Source organism: Altererythrobacter aquiaggeris (assembly GCF_037154015.1).
GTDB lineage: Bacteria > Pseudomonadota > Alphaproteobacteria > Sphingomonadales > Sphingomonadaceae > Aestuarierythrobacter > Aestuarierythrobacter aquiaggeris.
Genome location: NZ_JBANRL010000001.1, coordinates 2,243,637 through 2,268,036, shown reverse-complemented (window position 1 = coordinate 2,268,036; position 24,400 = coordinate 2,243,637). Strand labels below are relative to the sequence as shown.

Genomic DNA, 24,400 nt, shown 5'->3' with positions numbered 1-24,400 from the left:
TTTCCGACATTTCGCAGAAATCAGTTGGCGTTTTTGCGGATTTCCGCACAACTTGCGGGGGTGGGAAGGATTTTGAAAACTCAACACGTCAACGGTTGGGCCATCGCATTTGTGACACTGGTGCTTTTCAGTTTGCTCGCGGTACTGACGGTGGATCGTATCATGCGCAGTTCTGCCGTGGATAAGGCGCGCAGTGATGCGTTTGGCGATGCGCGCATTCTTGCAGCCGGGCTGGAAAGCGAGCTGGAAAAATTCCAGCTTGTGCCGCCGGTATTGGCCGAAGACCCCGATGTTATTGCGCTTTTGCGCGGCGATCGATCGAAAACGCCAGCGCTTGACCGAAGGCTGGAGACGCTATCGCAGCAAACCGGCGCCGCCGTCATCTATCTGATGAATGCGCAAGGCCAGACGCTGTCATCCAGCAACTACAGGCGGCCCGACAATTTCGTCGGCTCCAATTACGGCTTCCGCCCTTATTTTCGCAAGGCGCTGACCGACGGGGATGCCACCCAGTTTGCGCTGGGCACAGTCAGCAGACGCCCCGGCCTTTACATCGCCCGCAGGATCGGCTCGCCGCGAAATCCGCAAGGTGTGCTCGCATTGAAAGTGGAGTTCGGCCAAATCGAAGCCGGCTGGCGTGATTCCGGCAAGGCGATTTATGTCACGGACGCGGATGGTATTGCACTGATTGCCAGCAACCCCGATTGGCGGTTTCGCGCTACGCAAGCACTTGTTTCGCTGGATCGGGAAGAGAATCTGCGCCAGTTCGGAGTGGCGGAGTTTCGTCCGCTAAACCTTGATGGCAACATCTTGCGCGATGTTGCAATCCCCCTCGACCGGGGCCCGTACGCCGTTGCGCCGGAGGGCTGGACTCTTCATTTGCTCGACGACCCTTCAGGCCGGATTGCCGCTTCGGTGGCTGGGGGTAGGCTGGCGGTCGGTCTGGCAACCGCTTTGCTCGCGATGATTGGCGGGGCGGCGTTCGTATCGCAGCGCCGCCGGCTTGCCGCGCGCGAAAAGGACACAGATCGCCGCACCGGTCTGTTGCGGGAACAACTCTCGCAAGCAAACCGGTTGGCGGTACTGGGTCAGATCGGCGCCGGGATCAGCCATGAAATCCGTCAGCCGGTCGCCGCTATCCGCATATTCGCCGACAATGGTGTGAAGTTGATCGATACCGAAAATTATGGACGCGCGACGGCTAATTTCGAACAAATCGCGCAGTTGGCAGATCGGATCGGCACAATTAGCGGCGAGCTTCTCCGGTTCAGCCGCCGCGGCACACGGGCACCGCGCGCCATGCCGATCGGTCAAGTCATCGACGGCGCGCTGCTGCTGTTGAACGACCGGATTGCGCGGCTCGGCATCGACATTATCCTTCCCGATCCTGCAGCGCGCGCGATCCAGGTTCTGGGTGAGCATGTCCGGCTTGAACAAGTCCTCGTGAATCTGCTGCAGAACGCAATTGATGCGTCGGGGGCCGGGGGCCGCATCGAAATAGCGATCGCTTTGATGCCCGCAACCTGCCGCATCGCGGTCATCGACAATGGTCCGGGGCTCAGTGACGGGGTGAGGGACCGTTTGTTCAAACCTTTCGTGACAACAAAAGAGGATGGTCTTGGTCTGGGACTGGTTATATCGAAAGAGATTATGCGCGTGCTTGGCGGCGAACTTCGTGCCGAACCAGTCGAAGGCGGGGCACGGTTTGTAATGGAGGTACCGCTGGCATGAATGCCCTAGACGCGATCACCGTGCTGCTGGTGGAGGACGACAGGGCACTCGCCGAAGCGACGGTCCAGGCGCTGCAACTGGAAGGCGCCATCGTCACGCATTTCGACCGCGCCGATACAGCACTGGCAGCGATCGACCGCGATTTTGCCGGGGTAGTCATCACCGATATCCGGATGCCGGGAATGGACGGCATCGCTTTCTTCGAGCGTCTGCGATCGATCGACGATGCTATCCCCGTCATCCTGGTCACCGGTCACGGCGACATCGACCTTGCAGTGGACGCCATGCGGGTCGGCGCTTTCGATTTCCTCGCCAAGCCTTTCGGTTCCGAACGGCTGTTCGATTCAATTGTGAAAGCGTCCGCCAACCGGACACTCGTGTTGGAGAACCGGGTGCTGCGCGGCCGCTTGGAACGGTCGAATGCCATCCCTGGTCATTCGGCCGCCAGCCAACGTCTGCGCAGCCAGCTCGCACTGTTGGCAAAGGCCGATGTGGACGTGGTGATCGAAGGCGAGGGCGGAACCGGCAAGAGTTTTGCCGCGCGCCTGATGCATCAGGTCGGCCCGCGCTCCTCGCGGCCGATCGTCGTGGTCGATGCGGGCACGGTGCTGCACCCCGATGCGGAGGTTTTGCTGTTTGGGCGGGACCAGGCGGGCGGCCTGTCGCACACAGGTCTGTCGCACACCGGGCTGATCGAACGCGCCCGGGGGGGCACATTGGTACTCGACGAAATCGAAAGCGTGAGCGGGGCGACGCGTGAACGCCTGAAATCGCTGGTCGAACTGCGTACGCTTCGCCCGCTTGGCGCAGAGCGGTCGCGGAACGTGGATATCCGGATCATCCAGGTCCTGCCCCAAGGAGTGACATTTGATCGCGACTGCATTCTGCATCGCGGCAATCCTGTCCGGCTGACGCTACCGTCGATCAGCGAACGCGATGACGATGTCGCGGAATTCTTCAGCCTTTTTCTGGCGCGCCACGAGCATGAATTCGGCGTCGAATACGAGGAAACCGAAACCGGTGTGCTGCATCATATCCGGACCTATGATTGGCCAGGCAATCTCAGGGAGTTGGATACGTATGTTAAAAGTCTGGTGATCGGATCGCGCATATCCCCGAACAGCAGGGCAAGCAGAGGTACCGCGCAGGGTCTGCGGGATCAGGTCGAGGGCTTTGAAAGGTCAATTATCGAAGCAGCGCTGAAGCAGTCGAACGGAAATATTGCGCAAGCGGAGAAGATCTTATCGGTTCCTACCAAAACGCTTTATGATAAATTGACCCGCCATCATTTGAAACCGAAAGACTATCGAACCTGAAGTTTGATTGACGTAATGCCCGAAAGTATAGTTCGGCTTCAAAGTGTTGGATCGGCGCGTGCGAACTGCCGGTCGGCGCGCAGCTACTTCCCGATCACCGATTGTGCAGTACGCGGGGCTGTAATCGGATCGGCATGACGGTGGACCAGCTTCCACTCATCACCGATGCGCTCGTGGATGCTGGTCACGCGCACACTGAATTCAGCAAACTCGTCGCTTCCCGTCAACTGCGCGCGATCATGTTCGATCTCGGCCAGGCAGACGAGATGCTCGTCGCCATACAGCGCCACACGCTCGACCCGCGCCGTGCCTCGCTGGTATTTGTTCGCTGCGTTGGCCAGCGTTGCCCCCACTGCAGCGCGGCCTTGGCCGAACGGTCCGAACGGATTGCCCAGCGTTATGTCTTCACGGTCTGCAAACAGCGCGAGATACTTGCCCGGGTCACCATTGAGAATAGCCTCGAGCGCGCGGTGGCTTTCGGCAATGGCTGCTTCCAATTGTGCCGCATTGGTGATCGGGTCGGGTGCCTGCGCCGCAGCAGGTGACGAGAGTGCCAGCGCAATGCCGACACAGGAGACCAGAACGAGTTTGCGGTTCGGTTTCATTTCAATGATCCTTTCGGGCAGTAATCATGCTATGGCAAACGACGGGCGCGCAATGGGTTAGGCTTCCGCGCGGCAATTTTGGGCGGTGAATAGCGCGATACCAGCGCGAGCCTGATTGGCCGGTACCAGGCAAGCCCGCTTCCGGTGATCACAAATACAAGGACCGGAAAAGCAACCCTGACTTTGCCGCCCCATGCCGCCCCATGCCGCCCCATGCCGCCGATGATCCGAGAGCGATGATGGCGACACCGATTGTGGTCGATGCCCCGCTAATCATGAAGGTTCTTTTATACCAAGCCAGCGGTCAGCCATCCACCCGCCGGTCAGCGGGGCGAATTAGACCAGACCGGCGTAAAGCCCGAAGGTTTGACCGGCCAAAGCCTGCGCCGAAAGCGGCTCAGACAGTGCCTCCACCGCGCTGCGATTTGCCGCCACGCCCACGATGTTTTCAACCTGCCCGGGAAAAAACAGCGACTGCGCCATGTACAGCACCAGCAGCGGGCGCATGGCGTAGAACCATTACGTTCGCACGCTTCGGTGAATGCCAGGTAGGCATAGCTGACGCAAAGTTGTCTCCGTCCTCCCTGTCATGCCAAATGCGTGACAGCTCATTCCGGTTCGTCTCTGCAAACCATGTCGATATGCCGCCGATCGAGGTAACTCATCCGCTTCGACCGCAACTGCGCGATCTGCTCGTCCTCGCAGCGCTCTCGCTTTGAACGAGTTTCGATGGCCTCTTCCCCCAATCTACGGTGAAGCTCCCGCAGTTCCAACTGCTCTATCGGCGTAAGTTGATAAAATTGCTTGCGACCATCGACGAGCGCCACGTAGTTCTCCCGGGCACGCTGCCAATTGAGAATATCGTCAGCCTCAGCCACGACCGGGGCAGCAGAAACCAGCATCAAGCAGGCAATAAAACAGCGCATCGTTACTCTCCAGCCACCACCATATGTTTTTCGCGGGTTTACAAACAGTGAACTTGCACTGGTGGCGTCACGCAAAGCTATCTCGTTACATCCGTTGCCGGGTGGTAGGCTGCCAGTTCGTTGTTGACCGTTTCCCATCCAGGTTGAGTATGCGTTGCAGATCCAGACTCTGTGCATTAGCTCATCGAAATGATCGACCGCAAAAGACTTGAGGAGCGTCCGCCGCTCGCTACAGATCACCTTCGTCTGCGCCCACCTACCGAACGTGACGCCGATGCGATTATTGGTGCTGTGGGCGATTGGGAGGTGGCTCGCTGTCTGAGCCGTGTGCCGCATCCCTACCATCGGTCGGACGCGCTGTTTTTCCTTGAGCACGTTGTGCCAAATGAATGGACTTGGGCAATAACGAAGATCGGTTCCGACACAATGATCGGCGCGGTAGGGCTAACTCCCGATGACGGGGTAGAAACTGCCGAGCTGGGGTATTGGCTATCAAAAACACATTGGGGACAAGGACTGGCGACCGAAGCTGCAAGGGCTATAGCGTCTTTTGGTTTTGAACAATTGCGGTTGCCGTTTATCAAATCGGGCTATTTTGCCAGCAACCCGGCATCGGGCCGGGTGCTTCGCAAACTCGGTTTTGTCGAAACCGGTCATTCGTCACGTCCGTGCCATGCCCTGCAAAAAAACGTCCTTTCGGTTGAAATGTGCTTGTTGGCAGAACAACTTAGATAGCCAAATACTCCGCTCTGCAAGCGCGCTTGAGGTGCAAACGTAGGTAACCGGGTTCCTGGCAGACAGTCTGCTGTCATCCCGAAACGGACAAAATGCTGCCAGTCCGCCGTGGCTACAATGTCCGGCGCTATCTTATTTCCGCAGCCTCGCGGTTACAGTGTGGCCGTGATCCAGCAGATTCTGCGTCGACAGCAGACCGGTTCTGCCCGTGGCACCGGCGACGAGAATGTTCGCTGGCATTAGAAATTCGCTTGGTCAGTTTGGTGCGGGCGGTGCCATGGGCCCGCCCGCCCGGGTTGCGGCTATATAGCCTGGCTGTTTCTGCAAGGCGTCCCAATAGGCCGCAATTTCGGGATGATCGGTCAACAATCCCAAACGCGCGAGCAACGCCATGATGTAGGACATCTGGATGTCCGCCAACATTGCCTTGTCGCCAAACAACAGCGGCCCGTCGCCGATGGCCCCCGCAATATAGTCAAGGTGCGTGGCCAGCGCTGCCTTCGCATCACCCGGCACCGGTTTGCCCCCGAACGCGGGCAGGATTGCGCCCATCGCAACTTCGGCGAAAGACGCCTCGACATAGTCGAACAGCGCTTCGTGCCGCCAATATTGCGGTGTCCCGACAGGCGGCGTGTGGGTATCATCGTCAAACCTGGCTGCAAGATATCGCAGGATCGTGGAAGATTCGGCGATCATTTCACCATCGTCTTCGATCACGGGCGATTTCCCCAGAGGATGAACCTTCGCGAGTTCCTCCGGCGCGCCGAAGTCATCCGTCCGGTCATAGTCGATGCGGTTGCAGGGCTGGTCCAGATCGGCCAGCAGCCACAAGATGCGGGTAGCACGCGAATATTGCAGGGCGTGGAGCGTAATCATGGCAAAAAGATTGCTTTCACATTGACAAATTCTTTCATGCCAAAGCCGCCATGTTCGCGGCCATAGCCCGAATCCTTGACCCCGCCGAACGGCATATTCGGATCCGCAGCGCCGAATGAATTGATGCGGATCATGCCCGTATCGAAGTGATCGCGCGCCAGCATTATCGCGCGATCTTCGTCCTGGGTGAAGATCCCGCCGCCCAGACCATAGCGGCTATCGTTGGCAAGCCGCATGGCGTCCGCATCGTCCTTGGCGCGGATGACAGCGGCGACAGGGCCGAAGATCTCATCGTCATAGGCCGGCATCCCGGGAGCAACATCAACCAGCACTGTCGCGGGGTAATAGGCCCCGGTGCGATCAGGCGGGGTGCCTCCGCAAAGCGCCCTTGCGCCCTTGGCCACGCTGTCATCGACCTGACCTTTGACAGTTTCGAACTGGTCTTGGCTAGACAATGGACCAAGCTGGCTGTTCTCGTCGGTCGGATCGCCCATCTTTATGGCTTTCATCTGTTCGACAAAGGCCGAGACGAAAGCATCATAGACAGATCCGGCCACGATGAACCGCTTGGCCGCGACGCAGGTTTCGCCATTGTTATAAAGCCGTCCCATAACCGAAAATTTAACCGCTGTTTCGATGTCGGCATCCTCTAGCACGAGATAGGCGTCATTCGAGCCCAGCTCGAGCACAGTCTTTTTCAACGCCTTGGCCGCCACGGCACCGACATGGCGCCCGGCCCCGTCACTTCCCGTGAGCGTTACGCCCCGCACGAGGGGGTGGGCAATCAGCTTGTCACTGGTGTCATGGTCTATCAGAATGACCTGAAACAGGCCTTCGGGCAGGCCGGCTTCGATGCAAAGTTCGCGCAAGCGCAGGCCGGTGCCGGTGCAGATGCTGGCATGTTTAAGCACGCACGCGTTTCCGGCCATCAGGTTCGCTGCCAGCACGCGGACGGGCTGATACAGGGGAAAGTTCCATGGCTGAATCGAGTATATCACACCGACCGGCTGATAGCTGACGATGCCGCGCGACTGGTTTTGTCCGTGAACGCGTTCCTCGTCCGCCAGCTCGCCAGGCCCGTTCTTGGCAGTATAGTCGAAGATCGCGGCACAGATTTCGACTTCGCGTTGGCCGTCCTTGTACAATTTTCCCGTTTCCTGCGTCATCAGCGCAGCCAGCCCGTCTGCATTATCACGCAGCTTTTGCGCGATTTTCGTCAGATAGGGCGCGCGCTCGGCATGCGACAAGGCACGCCATTCCCCAAACGCGGTGTGCGCGGCCTCAAGCCTCTGGGTGGCTTCCTGTTCGGACATCAGCGGATACGTCTCGATGGTCTCGCCGGTCGCGGGATTTGTCGTGGTAATTGCGGTCATGACGGCTCTTTCTGTTGAATATCTGGAGATGGTGCCGGCGCAGCCGCCGCCGGCACGGCAACTGGTCAAATCAGCGTGAGGAGCTTCTTCGCCGCTTCTTCCGAAGAAGCCGGGTTCTGGCCCGTCACCAGCTTTCCGTCGGTAACAACGAAGGAAGCCCAGTCGTCGCCCTTCTGGTAATTGCCACCGTTTTCCTTCAGCATGTCTTCAACCAGAAACGGGACGACATCGGTCAGCCCGACGGCTTCTTCCTCGGTATTGGTAAAACCGGTAACGGACTTACCAGAGACAAGCGGCTTGCCGTCGGCGGTTTTGGTATGGCGGAACACGGCCGGCGCATGGCAGACCGCGCCGACAGGGCGCGCACTGGATGCGAAAGCCTCGATCAAGGACTTGCTGTTGCTGTTCTCGGCCAGATCCCACAGCGGACCGTGGCCACCGGGGTAGAAAATGGCATCGAAGCCGTCCGCCGAAATATCAGCCAGCACGGCGGTGTGCGCCAGATCTTTCTGGGCCGATTTGTCCTTTTTGAACCGATCCGTCGCTTTGGTCTGCGCGTCATCGGCATCGCTGGATGGATCCAGTGGTGGCTGGCCCCCCTTGGGCGAGGCAAGCGTGACCTCGGCCCCGGCATCCTTGAACACATAGTAAGGGGCTGCAAATTCCTCTAGCCAGAAGCCGGTTTTTTTGCCTGTATCGCCCAGGCGGTCGTGTGACGTGAGAACCATAAGTATTTTCATCTGGATATTCCTTTGACAAGTGTCTCGTCAGTCAGCCGGTATGACGCGGCGTTTGCCGCATCCGCTACCTCTTACCAGACCAATGAGGCGGTCGGCGGCCAGTTCCAGCCCAGAGAAATAATGTTCGCGATAATGACCTCGGCGGGCACGATTGGCGTGATTGGCGTGATTGGCGTGATTGGCGTGATTGGCGTGATTGGCGTGATTGGCGTGAATGGCATGAATGGCATGAATGGCGCGGTCGGCGCGGATGAGCCAGTTGGCGGACGGCCGCCACTTCGCTGCGGGCTTATTGCCCTTCGGCTGCTGCCATCAGGTCCATAAAACTGCGTGCAGCGTTTCGCTCGGCCTCATCCTCGAACACGCTGGTCAGCTCAGGGGCGGCGCCAAGCATGTAAAGCAGTGACCATAAGGCGAAGCGTTTTCCTGGATCGGTTTCAAGGCCCAGATCGACCTGACAGCGTTCGATGCCCGCGGCGAGCGCGTCCGGCTTCAAATCGCTCGGATTGGCCGTAGCGAAATAGCGAAGCAGTAAACCATCAAGTTCCATAGCGATCCATTAGCCTGCCAATGCAACGCTTGTCATGCGTCTGTACGGGAATGGCTGTATTGCGGCCGGGAAATTGGTGAAGACGACCACTCGATTGCGGATCGCTGTAGCTAAGGAACGGAAGCACTCCAGGCCGCCATTACCATCCAGCGCCAATGCGGCCCCATCCTCGCCGGAAGGCAGGCCGCATGCCGCGTGTCGGATGCGGCTTTGCCGGAAGGAGTTAGGCAGATGGACGATCAAATCTTGAACTACCGTGCTTGCGGGGCCGAATGCCGCGAGGACTGGTTGCGGATGCTGGCCAATGAGAACGGCTTGCCGTTCGGGACCGTGCGGCGTCTGGCCGAGGAACTGGGCGAATGGGAGGATTTTGGCGAGCTGGTTCACATTTGCGAATGCGGCGGGAGGGCGGTTCAATGACAGCTGGCACTCTTTCCCGCAGCGAGCGGATTGCCCGGCTCAATGATAGGGCACGGCAGGCGATGGGCCTGGCCTGCGTTGCCGTGGCAACCGAGGGGTTCCGGGCCTTGCCCGAGCAAGATCAGTCGCGAGTGCGCGAGCTGATCGAGACCTTCGACGCCTTCACGCCGGATAACGATCCTTATGGCGAGCGCGATTTCGGGGCGATCTATCAGAATGGCGAAGGTCACTGGACGACCATGCGACCAGCGCGGCCTGCCGAAACCGTGTTCTGGAAGATCGATGCATACGACCGCGACTCGCAGTTCGGCAGCGATGACCCCGCCAACCCCGCCGTTACCCGGCGGGTGCTGACGATTATGCTGGCCAGCGAATACTGACCGAAAGTGTCCTGTGGAAATTTGTTCCACGGGACTCTTGCAGATGTTCTGCAAATGTTTCATCACTGGGTCTGGATTTGACATGTTGTCCTTTCCAGACCCAGTGGAGATGCCCGTGCTTGATCGCCGAACCGAGTTTGCCAGACTGAGGGAATGCGCCGGATTGCCGATTGAGGAGGCAGCACAGCTGCTCCACGTAACCGAACGAACAATCAGACGCTACGAGACTCCGGGATCACGCGGAACAGATCCATCACCGCTGGCGATGGATTTCGTTCGCCGCATGGCACAGGCCGCTGCGCGTGCGAACTTTGTGGACCGCGAAAAGCCAGCTTTCCGTTTCATCGACCTCTTCGCAGGTATCGGAGGTTTGCGCAGGCCGTTCGAGGAGATTGGCGGAAAGTGCGTGTTCACCTCCGAGTGGGATCGCTGGTCACGCAAGACTTATGCCGCCAACTATCCTGATAACCCCTTCGATCACGAGTTCGCGGGCGACATCCGGCCCTATGCCGACGAGCCTTGGAAGGTTCCCGAGCATGATGTTTTGCTTGCCGGTTTCCCTTGCCAGCCATTCTCGATTGCCGGGGTCTCGAAGAAGAACGCGCTTGGTCGACCTCACGGTTTCCTGTGCGATACGCAAGGAACGCTTTTCTACGACCTCGCCAAGATCATCGCCCATCATCAGCCCAAAGCATTCCTGCTCGAAAACGTGAAAAATCTCGAGCGGCACGACCGGGGCCGGACTTTCGCCACCATCATGCATGTTCTCACACAGGAGCTCGGCTACAAGGTCCAGTACCGTGTGATCAGTTCCGCGCCCTGGGTTCCGCAGAAGCGCGAGCGCGTGTTCATTGTCGGTTTCCGGGAAGAGACAGGTTTCAGCTTCGATGACCTGAAATTGCCCGAGAGCCGCCAACCCGTGCTGGGCGACATTCTGGAAGACAATGTTGACGCCAAGTATACGCTGAGCGAGCATCTGTGGGGCTACTTGCAGGGGTACAAGGAGAAGCACGCAAAGAAGGGTAATGGCTTCGGCTATTCCGTCTTCGGTCCCGGCGACGTATCGCGTACGCTCTCGGCGCGCTATCACAAAGACGGGTCCGAATGCCTGGTTCTGCAACCTGGTAACCGGCCCCGCAGGCTGACACCGCGCGAGTGCGCGCGCCTCATGGGTTTCGACGAACCGCAAGGCAGCGACTTCATTATCCCCGTTTCTGACACGCAAGCCTATCGCCAGTTCGGCAATGCCGTGGTGGTGCCGGTAGTCCGCGCTGTTGCCAGGATCATGGCCCCCCATATTGTGGGCGAGCCCGCTGCGACAGACGCTTTCAGCGAACAGGTTCGCGAACCGGCTCACGCCCATGGCTGATGTGGTCTCCCCGGCTGTCCGCAGCCGGATGATGGCCGGAATCAGGGGCAAGAATACAAAGCCGGAGATTATCGTCCGGCGCGGATTGCATGCGCTCGGCTTCCGCTATCGCCTTCACGACCACAAGCTGCCTGGAAAGCCGGACCTTGTCCTCACGGCGAGACGGGCGGTAATCTTCGTACACGGCTGTTTCTGGCATGGCCACGACTGCCATCTCTTCAAGTGGCCTTCGACACGGGAGGACTTCTGGAAGGCCAAGATCACCCGAAACCGCGAGAACGATCGTAGGCATTCTGCGGCACTGAAAGAGGCTGGCTGGCGTCAGGCGACTGTCTGGGAATGCAGCGTCAAGGGAAAAACGCGTTTAGCCGAGGGAGAACCGCTCAGGCTGCTCGCGGACTGGCTTCGATCCGACCAGGCGTCTATCGACATCGAAGGACAAAACACGTCCGGACGGAGCGCAGATGACTGAACAGTTTGATCTTTTCACAGAAGATGACAGCGGCCTTCTTGCAGAGCTGCTGCGCACATCACGCGAACTCTTCGTCAAGAAGCTGTCCAACAACGATCGCGACTGGGCGCGGCTGACAAACAAGCACCAAGGCGGTGTCTACGTCCCGCCTGCGCAGCGCGACAGCGGCTTCTTCCCGCCTCTTGTCGCCAAGGAACGAGACGACCCGGAAGCCGATGAAATAAGGGAAGCGTGGTTCCAGACCGATTGGCCGCAGTACGGCATCGAAAGGAAGACCCGCCTGGTGCACTACACCAGCAAGGGCCCGGAAACCCACATGACGCGGGTGCCCAAAGAGGCTTTTGCCGAATTGTCTCCTGCTTCGTGGCTCATCATGTCGAAGGCGGACGAACACGGCGAACCGCGCTACATTTGCCTGACGGTCGATTCCGCCTCTGACGACGCAACCGTCCTCCTCGATACACTGAGTATCGATGCCGCTTTCACGGCAGGGATCCTCGATCCGGCAGCTGCGATCGCGCGCGAACGTGACGAGATACTGGACTTCGCAGAAGAAGTGGCGCTGGCTTGGCTCGCAGGCGAGATCGCCAGTTTTGCGAACAATCGGGCAGCAATGCCCGCGACTGCAGAACTCGCCCAGCTAGCGCGTGCAAACTTTCTTGATCGCTACAAGCTCCCTTCACTCAATCCTTTCGAGCTGGAGTTTCCTGGCGACGCAGTCCGGGAGATCAGCCGCAAGATCGAGTGGGACCTCTTCCGCGAATTCCAGCGCCGGGAGCGCGGAGTCGAACTGGTTCGTATTGTGCTCGGCGATGATCCGATCAAGATTGACATGAAGGGCGTCGTTCGGCGTCTGGTCGACGCAACCGGCGCGGTCGACCGCCTGATGCTTTCGGCCAGCCAACAACGCAAGTCACGCGCCGGATACTCGTTCGAGCACCACATCGAGGCCATGCTTGAAGCGGGCAACATTCCCTTCGCCAAGCAGGTCGTAATGGACGCGAAGAAGCGACCTGATTTTGTGCTTCCATCGCTTGTCCATCTCAAGAAGCCGTACGAAGGCGCGCAGCGCGGACTTATCCTTAGCGCGAAGACGACGCTTCGCGAGCGCTGGAAACAGGTCCAGCGAGAAATGGGCGGCAGCGACCTGTTTCTCGCAACGGTCGATGAATCGATCGCGGCCAATGCGATCGAGGATATGGCATCGATGGGCATCAACCTTGTCGTGCCGGAAACCCTCAAGAAATCGAGGGACACCGAGTACGTTCGCCATGACAACGTGCTCGACTTCGCCACGTTTTTTCGCGGGGAATTGCAGGTGAAGCGTTTGCCTGCCTGGGCCTGATAACTCTTCGTTGCCTTGGAGTCGTATTGAACACCCTCACTGGCCGCACGCGGTCAGCCGATAAACTCAACGACAAGAAAGAGACGCCGGACGGCAAGCTCAATGGACTCCTGGAGGCTTTAAACGAGCACCAATTGGCTGGTGAGAAACTCGTGACACTTTACGAGGCCAGCGCCTCGATGATGAATGCTTTGCGAGCCAAGCTGAAATCAGCGACTGTCTCGACTGGACCGATGCAAGACGCGTAACCCATGCGACGCAATGCCATGTTCATGGTGTTCTCGCTCATCGGACGGCGAGTGGTGTGGAATGCCGGAAAGATGAAGCCACCGGGCCCACTGAATTGCTGCAACTCGCTTAGGTGGTTTAACACCTGATCCGACAGCGGCACGGCATGGGCGCGACGCATCTTCATTCGCCCCTGCGAAACGCGCCAGATTCTCGCTTCCACATCGAACTCGTCCCACATTGCTTGCCGCAATTCGCCGGGCCTCACCATGACGTGCGCAGCAATTTGCAACGCCAAGCGAGTGATGGGCGCGCCTTGGTAGGCGTCTATGTCGCGCAGCAGTTGGCCGACTTTCACAGGTTCGACGATCGCAGCGCGATGTTTCACCTTGGGAGCGATAAGGGCGCCCCCGAGCAGCGCAGCGGGATCGGCCTTGGCGCGCGCCGTGACCACGGCATATTTGAAAACCCGGCTCGCGAAGGCGCGACACTTCTTCGCCGTCTCGTGTTTGCGTTGCCCCTCCAAGCGTTTGAGGACCGCAAAGATCTCCGGAGCCTCAATTTCCGCGACGGGCCTGTCAGCGATGGCTTTCAGGTGACGCAGGAAGAACCTGTTTTTCTCGATCGTGACGGGAGCTTTCCCATCCCTGACCAACTTCTGTTCAATATACTCTTCGGCGACCGCCTGAAACGTATTGGCCACGCTCAATTCGGCGATGAGCTTGGCACGCTGACGCTCTACGCCGGGATCAACACCATCCCGCAACAGAGCACGGGCTTCGTCGCGCCGTCGTCGCGCCTCTTTGAGCGAAACTTCGGGGTAGGGGCCGAACGACAGGTTTCTGGCCTTTCGTGCGAAACGATAACGAAAACGCCACAGCTTAGAGCCGCTGACTGCGATCTCGATGCAAAGACCGCTCCCGTCGGCTTTGGTATAAGCTCGCTCTTTGGGCTTCAGCGCGCGAATGGCAACGTCGTTTAGCGCCATGGCCGCGCGCCCCTATCAGCGGCGGTGTGTGTATATAAGGACCACCCGGTGATCGGATATATACACAAATCTATGCACAAAATCGGTGAATTGCCCAGACACATTGAGACGCACTCCGCGACAGAATATGCTGAAAACTAGCAGTTTTCCGCCATTCTGGCGAGTTATTTAGCTACGTCGGGAAATGAGTAAATGGTGCCCAGAAGAGGACTCGAACCTCCACATCCTTGCGAATACTAGCACCTGAAGCTAGCGCGTCTACCAATTCCGCCATCTGGGCACACGGGGCATCCGGCTCTGTACGTCCGGCTTGCTCGTAGGACGGGCCGTTAGCTGTGGTGCAGGTTCCTTGTCAACAAAAGGAACGCGCCAATCGTGTGACGGATGCCGTTTTTACGCTAAGCCGAAACCATGTCCCACGGCGCGGTTCAGTGTTACCTGGCTTGCCCAAGCGTATTTCACGCTGGACCGAACTCTCCCGCTGGCGGGTTCCAAATCTCTCCGCCCTTGAAAGGTTTATGGTTTTCCTGCCGATATGATCGAACCAGCACCCCCTCTTGCCAATTTCGACACTGACCGATTCCTGCGGGAATACTGGCAAAAAAAGCCGCTGCTGATCCGCCAGGCCTTTCCGGCGTGGGATAACCCGCTCGCGCCTGACGAGCTTGCCGGCCTGGCGTGCGAGGATACTGCCGAATCGCGGCTGATTACGCAGAACGGCGATGGTTGGAAGCTGGAACACGGTGCATTTACAGAGGACCGTCTGCAGCGCCTTGACCGGCAGGGCTGGACCTTGCTGGTCCAGGCGGTGGATCATTTCGTCCCCGAAGTCGCTGCCTTGCTCGAACAATTCCGGTTTATTCCCAACTGGCGGATTGACGATGTGATGGTCAGCCTCGCGCCGGACGGGGGCGGTGTGGGGCCGCATTTCGACCAGTATGACGTGTTCCTGCTGCAGGGGCTTGGCAGTCGCCGCTGGCAGATCGGCGGGCCGTGCGATGACGCCAGCAAACTGATCCCGCATGGTGATCTGCGCCTGTTGGCGGATTTCCGGCCGCTTGACGAATGGGTGCTGGAACCAGGCGATATGTTGTATGTTCCGCCCGGCATCGCGCATAACGGGGTCGCGGCCAGCGATGATTGCATGACCTACTCGATCGGATTCCGGGCGCCATCCGTGGCTGATCTGATCGGTAGCTGGGCTGATGATCTGCTTGATACCATCGAGGATGACGAGCGTTACCGTGACGGCGCCATGGCGGGGCAAGCCAATCCGGGCGAAATCACACCGGAAGCGGTCAACCGGTTACACAGCCTGATCACCAGCAGACTTTGCGACCGCGAGGCATTTGCCGCATGGTTCGGCGGATACAACACTGCGCCCAAATATCCAGATGTCGATTGGCAACCTTATGGGCAGCTGACGCCTGATGGGCTGGGCGCCATGTTGGCCGGCGGGGCGAGGATATTGCGCAATCCAGCCAGCCGTTTCGCCTATATTCGCGGCGGGCAGGGCGGGGTAACGCTGTTCGTGGACGGCACCGGATATGAATGCAGCGATCAAACCGCGCCGTTTGCCGAGCGGCTGTGTGCGGGATTAACCTGTCAACCGAACTCGGATGAGGCGCAGTCGCCCGCAGTGAGGAAACTGGCCGCGCTACTTCACAATGGCGGCAGCATTGCCTTCGAGGAGGACGCTTGAGTTGCGAACGCTGTTACGCCAGCCTGCGATGCGCGCGGTTATCCAGCGCGCGAGCAAACCGGGAGATCAACCTTGACCAAACCCCCACGGCGCATCGTCACCGGCCATGATGCCAGTGGCCGCGCGGTTTTTCAGGAAGACGGGGCACCGCTGCGCGAAATCGCCTTGGGCGAGGGCGATGCGGTAACGCGCTTTTTCGAGATCTGGAACACCCGCGAAACGCCGGCCAGGATCGACCGCGCTTCAGGTGAACCGCGCGAAGACGGGGTCGTGCTTGCTCCGCCCGCAAACGGCACGCGCATCCGGGTCGTGGATTTTCCGCCGGAAGATGCCACGATTACCGAAATGAGCGCGGACGAGGCCCGCGAAAGGTTTGCCGAAATCGGCGCCGCTGACGCCTCGCGCCGCGGTGATGAAGGGTCGCCGCATGCGCTGATGCACCGGACTCAAACGGTTGATTACGGGATCGTGATGGAAGGCGAGATCACGCTGATCCTCGATACCGAGGAGCGGATTGTCAGCGCGGGGGATATTGTGGTCCAGCGCGGTACCAATCACGGCTGGGCGAACCGTTCGGGCAAAATGTGCCGGGTGGTTTTTGTGCTGATCGACGGCGCGTTCGAGGACGGCTTGGGCTGATCCTGCTGCGATGAAAATCATCTTCAGCCGCAAGGGCTTCGACAGCGCGGCTGGCGGCGGGCCTTCTCCGATAGTCGGGTGCAGGCCGGTCAGCCTGCCGATACCCTCGTGCGGACATTCGCGAACGACATATGGCGATCTGGAGCTGGGCGACCACGCAGCGAAGGCCAGTCGCGGCAAGCTGGGGGCGGCCGATTTCTGCCATCACGATCCGATGTTTCTGGCTGACCGGACCTGCCTGTTTGGCCAATGCAGCGCGGCGCAGACGCATCTTGAAAACCAGCAAGTAGGGCGGGGCGATGTCTTCGTATTCTTCGGATTGTTTCGTGAGGAGCAGAGGGGCAAGGAACAGGAGGGAGAGCCCCATCACCGGATCTTCGCCTTTATGGAAATTGCCGAAATTGTCCGGCTGGAAGGCTGTTGCGGCGAACGCAAGGCGGAGCTTGAAGTCATCGGCCACCCCCATGCGCTGGGGATGCATGCGAAGAATGATGTGATTTATGCCGGTGCTGGCCAGACTGCGCAGCGCGCTTCACCCGCATTACGGCTGACTGTGCCCGGCGGCCCGCCCAGCCTGTGGAACCGGCCCGCTTGGCTCACGCAGGGCGGGCTAAGCTATCACGGCCGCGCGGATCGCTGGCTGCCCGGATATCGCTTGCGCAGCGTTGCACGGGGTCAGGAATTTGTGGCCGATATCGGGCGCAGAAAAGCACCGCGGAAATGGCTCGACACGATAATTTCCGAAATCAAAGCGACGTGATGATTGCCGAGAAGTCCTTTGTGCCGTTCTCCTCGGCAAAATCTTCGTAAAGTGCCTTCGCGTGCGACCCCAGCGGAGTATTGGCATCTGCCGTATGCGCCGCTTCCATCGCCAGTTTCAGATCCTTCAGCATCAGCGCGGTGGCAAAGCCGCCTTCATAGCCATTGTCAGCGGGGCTTTGCGGCCCGACGCCGGGGAGCGGGCAATAGCTGGTCATCGACCAGTTCTGGCCCGAACTGACCGAACTGATATCGTAAAAGGTTTGCGGATCGAGCCCCAGTTTCTGCGCCATGGTGAACGCTTCGGCTGTGCCGATCATGTGGATTGCCAGCAGCATATTGTTGCAGATTTTAGCCGCCTGGCCAGCGCCCGCATCGCCCGCGTGGATTACCGCTTTGCCCATAGCCGACAGAATCGGTTTGGCGCGGGCGAATGCTGCGGCAGATCCGCCGACCATGAAAGTCAGTGTGCCGCCGTTTGCCGCTGCAATGCCGCCTGAAACGGGCGCATCGACCATGGCATAGCCATTGTTGGCGGCGGTTTCGGCCACCTGACGCGCGGTTGCCACATCGATAGTCGAACAGTCGAGCAGGATCGCTTCGGTCGGCGCATGGCCGATTACATCGGTGGTATAAACCCGGCTCACGATCCCGCCATTGGGCAACATCGATACCACCGCATCGACGCCGGACACGGCTTCTTTGGCTGTGGCATACGTCTCGCAGCCGGCTTTCTTGGCCTGGCCCAGCGCAACCTCGCTAAGATCGAACGCGCGCACGGTATGGCCCGCCTGGACCAGATTGGCAGCCATCCCGCCGCCCATATTGCCCAGACCGATAAAGGCGATCTTCATGACGCTGTATCTTTCGCATTTCGGCCGAGCAGCACAGCGCCAAAATCGCCGCCATGTTTCCAGCCGAGGTAGGTGAGATAGGGTAGCAAGAAGCCCGCCCCGCCGATAAACGCCAGAATGGAAAGGACAATTCCGGTTGGTGAGAGCCCGTTTCTCCATAGCGTCCAACTGGCCGACAGGAACAGCATCATCGTGAAATCGAGATTGAACTGGCCGGGCCACGTCCACCCGGCCAAATTACCAAGAAAATCCGGAAACAGGTTCGGACCGTTATTGGCCACCACATGTCCGGTATAGAATGCCAGAATGCCCCACAGGACCATCAGCAGGAAAGTATAGGGTTTCATTCTAGCGGCCCTTCCATGTGCCTTCACGTTTTTCGATGAATGCGGCCATGCCTTCGGCCCTGTCTTCGCTGGCAGTCAATATCTGGAACAGGCGGCGTTCGGTTACAACGCCCTGATCCAGCCCGGTTTCGAAGGCGGCGTTGACCATTTCCTTGTTCACCATCGCAGCCATTGGCGGCATTGCGGCAATGGCGGTGGCGGTTTTGAGCGCTTCGGTCATCAATTCGTCATGCGGTACGGTGCGCGCGGTAAGGCCCGAACGTTCGGCTTCCTCCCCGCCCATCATCCGGCCTGTCAGGCACATTTCCATCGCTTTGGACTTGCCAACCGCGCGTGTCAGGCGCTGGCTGCCGCCCATGCCGGGGGCCACGCCCAGCTTGATTTCAGGCTGACCGAATTTCGCCTGATCCGAGGCGATGATGAAGTCTGCCATCATCGCCAGTTCGCACCCGCCGCCCAGCGCAAAACCGTTGACCGCTGCGATCCACGGCTTGCGTACAGCCTTGACCAGATGGCTGGTCCATTTGGCGAAAAAATCCTCCAGATAGAAATCGGCAGCAGCCTTGTCGGCCATTTCCTTGATGTCGGCACCGGCGGCAAACGCCTTGTCGCCCGATCCGGTCAGAACCGCGCAGCGCTGGCTGTCATCTGCTTCGAATGCGGCAAAAGCATCGATCAGTTCGTCCAGCACCTGACTGTTAAGCGCGTTGAGCGCCTTGGGCCGGTTCAGTGTGACGATGGTCACCGCGCCGCGGGTTTCGGTGGTGATCGTTTCGTAGCTAGCCATCTTGAACTCCTGAACTCCTGTTTACCCCTATGCGTCATTCCCGCGAAAGCGGGAACCTAGGGCGTCCGCGTGCTTCGTCCCAACTGGTTTCCCGCTTTCGCGGGAATGACGAAGTTTGGGGAATTGCTGTCTCTACTTTGCAAGTGGAACCCATTCTTCACCAGCTGGCAGGGCTGCGAAGATCGCGTCCAGCAATTCGTCGCTGACTTCTTCGGGTGTCGGCGGGTTCCATTTGGGATCATTGGTCTTGTCCACGATTACCGCGCGTACGCCCTCTGCGAAATCGGGGCGCGTCAGCACACGGCTGGCGATGCGGTATTCCATCCGCATATTGTCGGCAAAATCGGTCAGCGCGGCGCTTTGCGCCAATTGCCGCAGCGCAACCTTGCAGGTCTGCGGGCTTTTGGTGCCCAGCGTATCGCGTTCCTTCTGCGCCCACTCGGAATCTTCGGCTTCGAGGCTGGCAAGAATATCCTCATATTTGTCCGATGCGAAATGCTTCGCAATTTTCAGCGCGTTATCCTCGATCCGCGCTTTCGGCGGCGATCCGACCATTTCGGACAGCACGCCCGAAATCCGGTCAGGCTTTTCGATGATCCGCGCCTTGGCATCGGCGAGCATTTCGCTAGGCAAATAATGCGTTGCGATGCCGGCCCACAGGCATTCCGCACCGTCCAGCCGCGCACCTGTCAGGGCAAGGAACTGGCCAAGCCGTCCGCCCAGGCGCGAAAGATGCCAGCCGCCGCCCACATCGGGGAACAGGCCGATCCCTGTTTCGGGCATGGCAAAGCGCGTGTTTTCCGTCGCAACGCGGAATTTTGCGGGCATGGCAATACCCACGCCGCCGCCCATGGTGATACCGTCCATGAAACACACGATGGGCTTGTCATATGTCATCATCTGGTGGTTGAGCTGATACTCGTCATGGAAGAACTCGCGGCCGGTCTTGCCGCCATCTTCCAGCGCCGATTTGCGCAGCAGATTGATATCGCCGCCCGCGCAAAACCCGCGTCCCTCGGCATGATCGAGGATAATAGCCTCGACGCTGTCGTCATCCGCCCATCCGGCCAGTGCTGCGCTCATCGCGTGGCACATATCCAGCGTGAGCGCATGCAGCGCCTTGGGGCGGTTCAGCGAGATATGCCCCACTTTGCCGTGCGTGTGAATTTTCAGATGTTCGGTCAAATCTAAGAGCCCTTACTGGCGCAAAAGGTCACGGCCCACGATCATGCGCATGACCTGGTTGGTGCCTTCTAGGATGGAGTGAACCCGCAGATCGCGCCAGAAGCGCTCGATCGGGTAATCTTTGAGATAGCCATAACCGCCGAACAATTGCAGCGCATCGTTGACGATTTTGCTGCCATTATCGGTCGCAAGCCGTTTTGCCATGGCGGAGAACCGCGATTTATCCGGCGAGTTGGCAGTAACCTTGGCCGCTGCAAGATAAAGCAGCGCGCGGGCAGCCTCCAGATCGGTCGCCATATCCGCGAGCATGAACTGCGTGTTCTGGAAGTCCGACACTGGCTTGCCGAATTGCTGGCGTTCCCTGGTGTAGGCAACCGCTTCGTCCAGGCAGCGCTGCGCCCCGCCCAATGAGCAGGCACCGATGTTCAGCCGTCCGCCGTCGAGGCCCATCATGGCGAAGCGGAAGCCGTCGCCCTCTGCGCCCACGCGGTTGGCGGCCGGCACGCGCGCGTCTTCGAAGATGACCTGCGCGGTGGGGCTGGCGTTCCAGCCCAGTTTGCGCTCGGGCGCGCCGAAGCTGACGCCGGGCGTGTCCTTATCCACGACCAGACACGAAATGCCCTTCGCGCCATCTTCGCCGGTGCGGACCATGGTAACGTAAACATCATTCACGCCGCTGCCCGAAATAAACTGCTTCGTTCCGTTGACGATGTAGTGATCGCCGTCGAGCCGGGCGGTGGTTTTCAGCGCCGCTGCGTCGGACCCGCTGCCGGGTTCGGTCAGGCAATAGGATGCGATCTTGTCCATGCTGATCAGGTCGGGCAGATAGCGCGCCTTGATCTCGTCCCCGCCGAAGCGGTCGATCATCCAGGCGGACATATTGTGGATCGAAATGAACGCGCTGGTAGCGGGGCAGCCATAAGCCATCGCCTCCATAATCAGCGCAGCCTCCAGCCGGCCAAGCCCGATGCCGCCCGATTCCTCGGACACGTAAATCGCGCCGAAACCCAGCTCCGCCGTCTGTTTGATCACTGCGAGCGGGAAGATCTTCTTCTCGTCCCAATCGGCCGCATGGGGCGTGATGTTATCGGCGGTAAACCGCTGCGCCATTTCCTGGATCGCAAGCTGGTCGTCGGTGAGTTGAAACTGGTCTGTCATAGGATTCAACCCATAGTCGGAATAACGAAGGCATTGCCATCATTACCCACGCCGCCATCAGGCCAGCGCTGGGTGATGGTTTTCACCTTGGTCCAGAACTTGATGCCTTCCATGCCGTGCTGGTTGGTATCGCCGAATGCGCTGCGTTTCCAGCCGCCGAAGCTGTGATAGGCAACGGGGACGGGGATCGGCACGTTGATGCCGACCATGCCGACATTCACGCGCGCGGCAAATTCGCGCGCTGCGTGGCCGTTGCGCGTGAAAATCGCGACGCCATTGCCGTACTGGTGCTTGCTGGGGAGAGCCAGAGCTTCCTCGAAATCCTTCGCCCGCACGATCTGCAGCACGGGGCCGAAAATCTCTTCCTTGTAGCTTTGCATGTCGGGCGTGACGTGATCGATCAGCGTGGGGCCGATGAAGAAGCCCTTCTCATGCCCTTGCAGGCTGAAGCCGCGGCCATCCACCACGATCTCGCCGCCTTCCTTTTCAGCCGTATCGATCCAGCCTTCGACGCGGGCCTTGTGCTCGGCGGTGACGACGGGGCCGTAGTCAGCCTCCGCATCGGTCGAGATACCCACGCGCATCTTCTCGATCGCGGGGATCATCTTGTCGCGCAGGCGGTTGGCAGTGTCTTCACCCACCGGCACCACAACCGGCAATGCCATACAGCGTTCGCCAGCCGACCCGAAAGCCGCGCCGGACAGGTCGTTGACCACCTGGTCGAGATCAGCGTCGGGCATCACGATGCCGTGGTTCTTCGCCCCGCCCATGGCTTGGACACGCTTGCCCGCAGCCACGCCGCGTTTGTACACATAATGCGCGATATCGGACGAGCCCACGAAACTGACCGCGGCGATATCTTCATGGTCGAGGATCGCATCGACCATTTCCTTGTCGCCGTGGACGACCTGCAAAATGCCTTCGGGCGCGCCCGCTTCCAGCATCAATTCGGCGAGGCGGACGGGCACGGAGGGATCACGTTCAGAAGGTTTCAGGATAAAGGCATTACCCACCGCGATACTGACACCGAACATCCACATCGGGATCATCGCGGGAAAGTTGAACGGGGTGATGCCCGCACCGATGCCCAGCGGCTGGCGCATGGAATACACATCGATGCCGGGCCCCGCGCCCTGCGTATATTCGCCCTTGAGCGCGTGGGGAATGCCGCAGGCAAATTCGATGACATCCAGCCCGCGCTGCACATCGCCGCGCGCATCGGCAATCACCTTGCCATGTTCGCTGGACAGCAGCGCGGCAAGGTCTTCCATATTGGCTTCGACAAGCTGTTTGAAGGCAAACATCACGCGCGCGCGCTTTTGCGGATTGGTGGCGGCCCATGCGGGCTGCGCAGCCTTGGCAGCGGTGACAGCGCGATCCAGCAGGGCGGCATTGCCCAGCGGTACGCGCGCTTGAACCTCGCCCTGATTGGGATCGAAAATATCATGGTGGCGTGCAGCGGCCGCAGCGGCAGTATCGCCCGGACCGCCGGCGATGAAGTGATTGACCTGACGCATGATAATTCCTCTTCGCTATGCGATTCTTTCAAACCTTCTTCTAGACTTTCGCCGGCCCCAAGGCAAACCCCGAGCTTGGCGATTGACCAGGCAAAACCAGTGCGGCAGACGCGGTTTCCAACGGCGGGCGTAGCTCAATGGCAGAGCAGCAGCTTCCCAAGCTGACGACGAGGGTTCGATTCCCTTCGCCCGCTCCAGTCCGGAGCATTGCCATACCGTCCTTTTTTCTGAGCTTGCTGGCGGCTTTGCTGGTTTCTGCAGGTGCCAGAGACCAGACGCTGATCGCGCGGCTTTCGGGCAGGCTTGGCGCGCCGGCGTGGTTGCTGATTATCGGTTGCATCAGCGCGGCGCTAAGCGCGGCTGTCATGGCGTTTGCCGGTGGTGCAATCGCAGGCTTTCTTGCCTTGGCCGGCAAGCAGATGCTGGTTGCGATGGCGCTTGTTCTGGCAGCAGTTGAACTGGCCTGGAACCGTGCGGAACGGGCACTAGCAGAGCCGACACGATCGTTTTTTGCCATCTTTGCCGTACTGGTCATGCGGCAATTGGGTGATGGCGCGCGCTTCCTGATATTCGCCATTGCGGTTGCGACGCCTTCGCCGCTGGCAGCCGGAGTTGGCGGCGCGCTGGGCGGGATGGCCGCATTGTGCGCCGGTTGGGCGTTGGGCGATGATCTGGAAGCCAGACTGCCGCTGAGGCCGGCCAGGCGCGGTTTGGCGGCGCTGCTGCTGGCGGCGGGCATTTTCGCTGCGCTGAATGCGCGCGGGCTGATCGGATAATACGATTGCTGCGATAGTCACACTTGGCGAAACCGATTGGCGGGCTGGTGCATTGATCCTACGAACACGAAATTCCCGGGAAGGAAATCATCATGGCCGACAAGGGCGACAATTCGAAGACCGCACTGGTACAGGAGCTCAACGGTTTGCTGGCAGATCACTTTGCGCTTTATACAAAGACCAAGCATTTTCATTGGCATGTCAAAGGTCCGCGGTTCCGCGACCTGCATCTGCTGTTTGACGATCAGGCGATAGAAATCCGCGACCAGATCGACGTTATCGGTGAACGGGTGCGCAAGAACGGCATGGCCACACTGACCTCGATCGGCTCGATTGCCAAAAATACCCAGATCAAGGATCAGGACAGCACCGATCTTGCCGCAGAAGACATGGTCAGCGAATTGCGCGATGACAATGCCGCGATGGTGAAACGCCTCAAGGGCATGAAAGATCTGGCTGAAAAGGCCGGAGATAATGCGACCGACGGGTTGCTGGACGACTGGACCGATATGGCGGAAGAGCGCGTCTGGTTTCTCGGCTCGATCCTTGGTTGACCAGAGCCTGCACGGGAATTGGCGCCGCGCCGCAATGACGCGGGGCATCCGCCGTGTTATCTCCCGCG

Annotated in this window: 28 protein-coding genes and 2 tRNA genes; 15 read left to right on the top strand and 15 right to left on the bottom strand. The window is 59.5% G+C overall.

Going from position 1 to position 24,400, the window contains the following annotated elements; all coding sequences use genetic code 11:
* Positions 1 to 72 precede the first annotated feature (72 nt).
* Entirely contained in the window at positions 73 to 1,731 is a 1,659-nt protein-coding gene (locus WFP06_RS11175; RefSeq protein ID WP_336987244.1) for a sensor histidine kinase, read from the top strand.
* Entirely contained in the window at positions 1,728 to 3,047 is a 1,320-nt protein-coding gene (locus WFP06_RS11170; RefSeq protein WP_336987243.1) for a sigma-54-dependent transcriptional regulator, read from the top strand. The genes WFP06_RS11175 and WFP06_RS11170 overlap by 4 nt, the downstream gene beginning before the upstream one ends.
* 83 nt (positions 3,048 to 3,130) lie before the next feature.
* Here WFP06_RS11170 and WFP06_RS11165 read toward each other — a convergent pair whose 3' ends face one another.
* The 3 genes from WFP06_RS11165 to WFP06_RS11155 all read right to left on the bottom strand — a co-directional run bounded on the left by WFP06_RS11165 (position 3,131) and on the right by WFP06_RS11155 (position 4,578).
* Entirely contained in the window at positions 3,131 to 3,652 is a 522-nt protein-coding gene (locus tag WFP06_RS11165; protein ID WP_336987242.1) for a YybH family protein, read from the bottom strand.
* 336 nt (positions 3,653 to 3,988) lie between these two features.
* The gene (locus tag WFP06_RS11160; protein WP_336987241.1) at positions 3,989 to 4,159 is read right to left on the bottom strand and encodes a hypothetical protein; all 171 of its coding nucleotides are present in this window, start codon (positions 4,157 to 4,159) and stop codon (positions 3,989 to 3,991) included.
* A gap of 101 nt (positions 4,160 to 4,260) precedes the next feature.
* Positions 4,261 to 4,578: a hypothetical protein gene (locus WFP06_RS11155; RefSeq protein WP_336987240.1), complete on the bottom strand. Its 318-nt coding sequence runs from the start codon at positions 4,576 to 4,578 to the stop codon at positions 4,261 to 4,263.
* 189 nt (positions 4,579 to 4,767) lie between these two features.
* On the opposite strand from WFP06_RS11155, the gene WFP06_RS11150 reads away from it, so the two are divergent.
* Positions 4,768 to 5,313, top strand: coding sequence for a GNAT family N-acetyltransferase (locus WFP06_RS11150; RefSeq protein ID WP_336987239.1), 546 nt, complete (start codon positions 4,768 to 4,770; stop codon positions 5,311 to 5,313).
* 255 nt (positions 5,314 to 5,568) lie between these two features.
* Here the strand turns inward: WFP06_RS11150 and WFP06_RS11145 are convergent, their stop codons facing one another.
* From WFP06_RS11145 to WFP06_RS11135, 3 genes are all read right to left on the bottom strand, one after another.
* Entirely contained in the window at positions 5,569 to 6,189 is a 621-nt protein-coding gene (locus tag WFP06_RS11145) for a glutathione S-transferase family protein (RefSeq protein ID WP_336987238.1), read from the bottom strand.
* On the bottom strand, positions 6,186 to 7,562 hold the full coding sequence (locus tag WFP06_RS11140; RefSeq protein WP_336987237.1) for an NAD-dependent succinate-semialdehyde dehydrogenase: 1,377 nt from the start codon (positions 7,560 to 7,562) through the stop codon (positions 6,186 to 6,188). Before WFP06_RS11140 ends, WFP06_RS11145 begins: the two co-directional genes overlap by 4 nt.
* Before the next feature lie 65 nt (positions 7,563 to 7,627).
* Complete coding sequence (locus tag WFP06_RS11135) at positions 7,628 to 8,302, bottom strand: type 1 glutamine amidotransferase domain-containing protein (protein ID WP_336987236.1); 675 nt, start codon at positions 8,300 to 8,302, stop codon at positions 7,628 to 7,630.
* Positions 8,303 to 8,314: 12 nt separating this feature from the next.
* Here WFP06_RS11135 and WFP06_RS11130 point away from each other — a divergent pair, with 12 nt between their 5' ends.
* Positions 8,315 to 8,626, top strand: coding sequence for a hypothetical protein (locus WFP06_RS11130; RefSeq protein ID WP_336987235.1), 312 nt, complete (start codon positions 8,315 to 8,317; stop codon positions 8,624 to 8,626).
* Here the strand turns inward: WFP06_RS11130 and WFP06_RS11125 are convergent.
* Positions 8,592 to 8,852: a hypothetical protein gene (locus tag WFP06_RS11125; RefSeq protein WP_336987234.1), complete on the bottom strand. Its 261-nt coding sequence runs from the start codon at positions 8,850 to 8,852 to the stop codon at positions 8,592 to 8,594. The two genes, WFP06_RS11130 and WFP06_RS11125, sit on opposite strands and share 35 nt — an antisense overlap.
* A gap of 231 nt (positions 8,853 to 9,083) precedes the next feature.
* On the opposite strand from WFP06_RS11125, the gene WFP06_RS11120 reads away from it, so the two are divergent.
* From WFP06_RS11120 to WFP06_RS11100, 5 genes are all read left to right on the top strand, one after another.
* Positions 9,084 to 9,272: a hypothetical protein gene (locus tag WFP06_RS11120; RefSeq protein ID WP_336987233.1), complete on the top strand. Its 189-nt coding sequence runs from the start codon at positions 9,084 to 9,086 to the stop codon at positions 9,270 to 9,272.
* Positions 9,269 to 9,652 carry a DUF3768 domain-containing protein gene (locus WFP06_RS11115; RefSeq protein ID WP_336987232.1) on the top strand — a complete coding sequence of 128 codons (384 nt, stop codon included), beginning with the start codon at positions 9,269 to 9,271 and terminating at the stop codon, positions 9,650 to 9,652. Before WFP06_RS11120 ends, WFP06_RS11115 begins: the two co-directional genes overlap by 4 nt.
* 109 nt (positions 9,653 to 9,761) lie before the next feature.
* Positions 9,762 to 11,021 (top strand): DNA (cytosine-5-)-methyltransferase, encoded by a 1,260-nt coding sequence (gene dcm, locus WFP06_RS11110; protein WP_419716248.1) that lies wholly within the window; start codon positions 9,762 to 9,764, stop codon positions 11,019 to 11,021.
* Positions 11,014 to 11,493: a very short patch repair endonuclease gene (locus tag WFP06_RS11105; protein WP_336987230.1), complete on the top strand. Its 480-nt coding sequence runs from the start codon at positions 11,014 to 11,016 to the stop codon at positions 11,491 to 11,493. Before dcm ends, WFP06_RS11105 begins: the two co-directional genes overlap by 8 nt.
* Positions 11,486 to 12,838, top strand: a complete 1,353-nt coding sequence (locus WFP06_RS11100; RefSeq protein WP_336987229.1) for a type II restriction endonuclease — start codon at positions 11,486 to 11,488, stop codon at positions 12,836 to 12,838. The genes WFP06_RS11105 and WFP06_RS11100 overlap by 8 nt, the downstream gene beginning before the upstream one ends.
* Positions 12,839 to 12,998: 160 nt before the next feature.
* Here the strand turns inward: WFP06_RS11100 and WFP06_RS11095 are convergent, their stop codons facing one another.
* Positions 12,999 to 14,054 carry a tyrosine-type recombinase/integrase gene (locus WFP06_RS11095; protein WP_336987228.1) on the bottom strand — a complete coding sequence of 352 codons (1,056 nt, stop codon included), beginning with the start codon at positions 14,052 to 14,054 and terminating at the stop codon, positions 12,999 to 13,001.
* 193 nt (positions 14,055 to 14,247) lie between these two features.
* A tRNA-Leu gene (locus WFP06_RS11090) sits at positions 14,248 to 14,334 on the bottom strand.
* Between the two features lie 255 nt (positions 14,335 to 14,589).
* Between WFP06_RS11090 and WFP06_RS11085 the strand changes: the two genes are divergently transcribed.
* The 3 genes from WFP06_RS11085 (at position 14,590) to WFP06_RS11075 (ending at position 17,155) form a co-directional block, all read left to right on the top strand.
* A complete protein-coding gene (locus tag WFP06_RS11085; RefSeq protein WP_336987226.1) occupies positions 14,590 to 15,756 on the top strand; it encodes a cupin domain-containing protein in 1,167 nt (388 codons plus the stop codon).
* A 72-nt stretch (positions 15,757 to 15,828) separates the two neighbouring features.
* The gene (locus WFP06_RS11080; RefSeq protein ID WP_336987225.1) at positions 15,829 to 16,395 is read left to right on the top strand and encodes a cupin domain-containing protein; all 567 of its coding nucleotides are present in this window, start codon (positions 15,829 to 15,831) and stop codon (positions 16,393 to 16,395) included.
* Between the two features lie 10 nt (positions 16,396 to 16,405).
* Complete coding sequence (locus tag WFP06_RS11075; protein ID WP_336987224.1) at positions 16,406 to 17,155, top strand: Nmad3 family putative nucleotide modification protein; 750 nt, start codon at positions 16,406 to 16,408, stop codon at positions 17,153 to 17,155.
* Here WFP06_RS11075 and mmsB read toward each other — a convergent pair.
* The 6 genes from mmsB to WFP06_RS11045 form a co-directional block, all read right to left on the bottom strand.
* Positions 17,142 to 18,008, bottom strand: coding sequence for a 3-hydroxyisobutyrate dehydrogenase (gene mmsB, locus WFP06_RS11070; protein ID WP_336987223.1), 867 nt, complete (start codon positions 18,006 to 18,008; stop codon positions 17,142 to 17,144). The genes WFP06_RS11075 and mmsB overlap by 14 nt on opposite strands.
* Positions 18,005 to 18,355 carry a hypothetical protein gene (locus tag WFP06_RS11065; protein ID WP_336987222.1) on the bottom strand — a complete coding sequence of 117 codons (351 nt, stop codon included), beginning with the start codon at positions 18,353 to 18,355 and terminating at the stop codon, positions 18,005 to 18,007. Before WFP06_RS11065 ends, mmsB begins: the two co-directional genes overlap by 4 nt.
* Before the next feature lies 1 nt (position 18,356).
* Positions 18,357 to 19,142, bottom strand: a complete 786-nt coding sequence (locus WFP06_RS11060; protein ID WP_336987221.1) for an enoyl-CoA hydratase-related protein — start codon at positions 19,140 to 19,142, stop codon at positions 18,357 to 18,359.
* A gap of 132 nt (positions 19,143 to 19,274) precedes the next feature.
* Positions 19,275 to 20,327: an enoyl-CoA hydratase/isomerase family protein gene (locus WFP06_RS11055; protein WP_336987220.1), complete on the bottom strand. Its 1,053-nt coding sequence runs from the start codon at positions 20,325 to 20,327 to the stop codon at positions 19,275 to 19,277.
* Positions 20,328 to 20,339: 12 nt separating this feature from the next.
* Positions 20,340 to 21,485: an acyl-CoA dehydrogenase family protein gene (locus WFP06_RS11050; RefSeq protein WP_336987219.1), complete on the bottom strand. Its 1,146-nt coding sequence runs from the start codon at positions 21,483 to 21,485 to the stop codon at positions 20,340 to 20,342.
* A 5-nt stretch (positions 21,486 to 21,490) separates the two neighbouring features.
* The gene (locus WFP06_RS11045; RefSeq protein WP_336987218.1) at positions 21,491 to 23,002 is read right to left on the bottom strand and encodes a CoA-acylating methylmalonate-semialdehyde dehydrogenase; all 1,512 of its coding nucleotides are present in this window, start codon (positions 23,000 to 23,002) and stop codon (positions 21,491 to 21,493) included.
* Positions 23,003 to 23,125: 123 nt separating this feature from the next.
* Between WFP06_RS11045 and WFP06_RS11040 the strand changes: the two genes are divergently transcribed.
* The 3 genes from WFP06_RS11040 (at position 23,126) to WFP06_RS11030 (ending at position 24,332) form a co-directional block, all read left to right on the top strand.
* A tRNA-Gly gene (locus WFP06_RS11040) sits at positions 23,126 to 23,199 on the top strand.
* A 48-nt stretch (positions 23,200 to 23,247) separates the two neighbouring features.
* The gene (locus WFP06_RS11035) at positions 23,248 to 23,778 is read left to right on the top strand and encodes a hypothetical protein (protein ID WP_336987217.1); all 531 of its coding nucleotides are present in this window, start codon (positions 23,248 to 23,250) and stop codon (positions 23,776 to 23,778) included.
* Positions 23,779 to 23,870: 92 nt separating this feature from the next.
* The gene (locus WFP06_RS11030) at positions 23,871 to 24,332 is read left to right on the top strand and encodes a Dps family protein (protein WP_336987216.1); all 462 of its coding nucleotides are present in this window, start codon (positions 23,871 to 23,873) and stop codon (positions 24,330 to 24,332) included.
* Positions 24,333 to 24,400 lie beyond the last annotated feature (68 nt).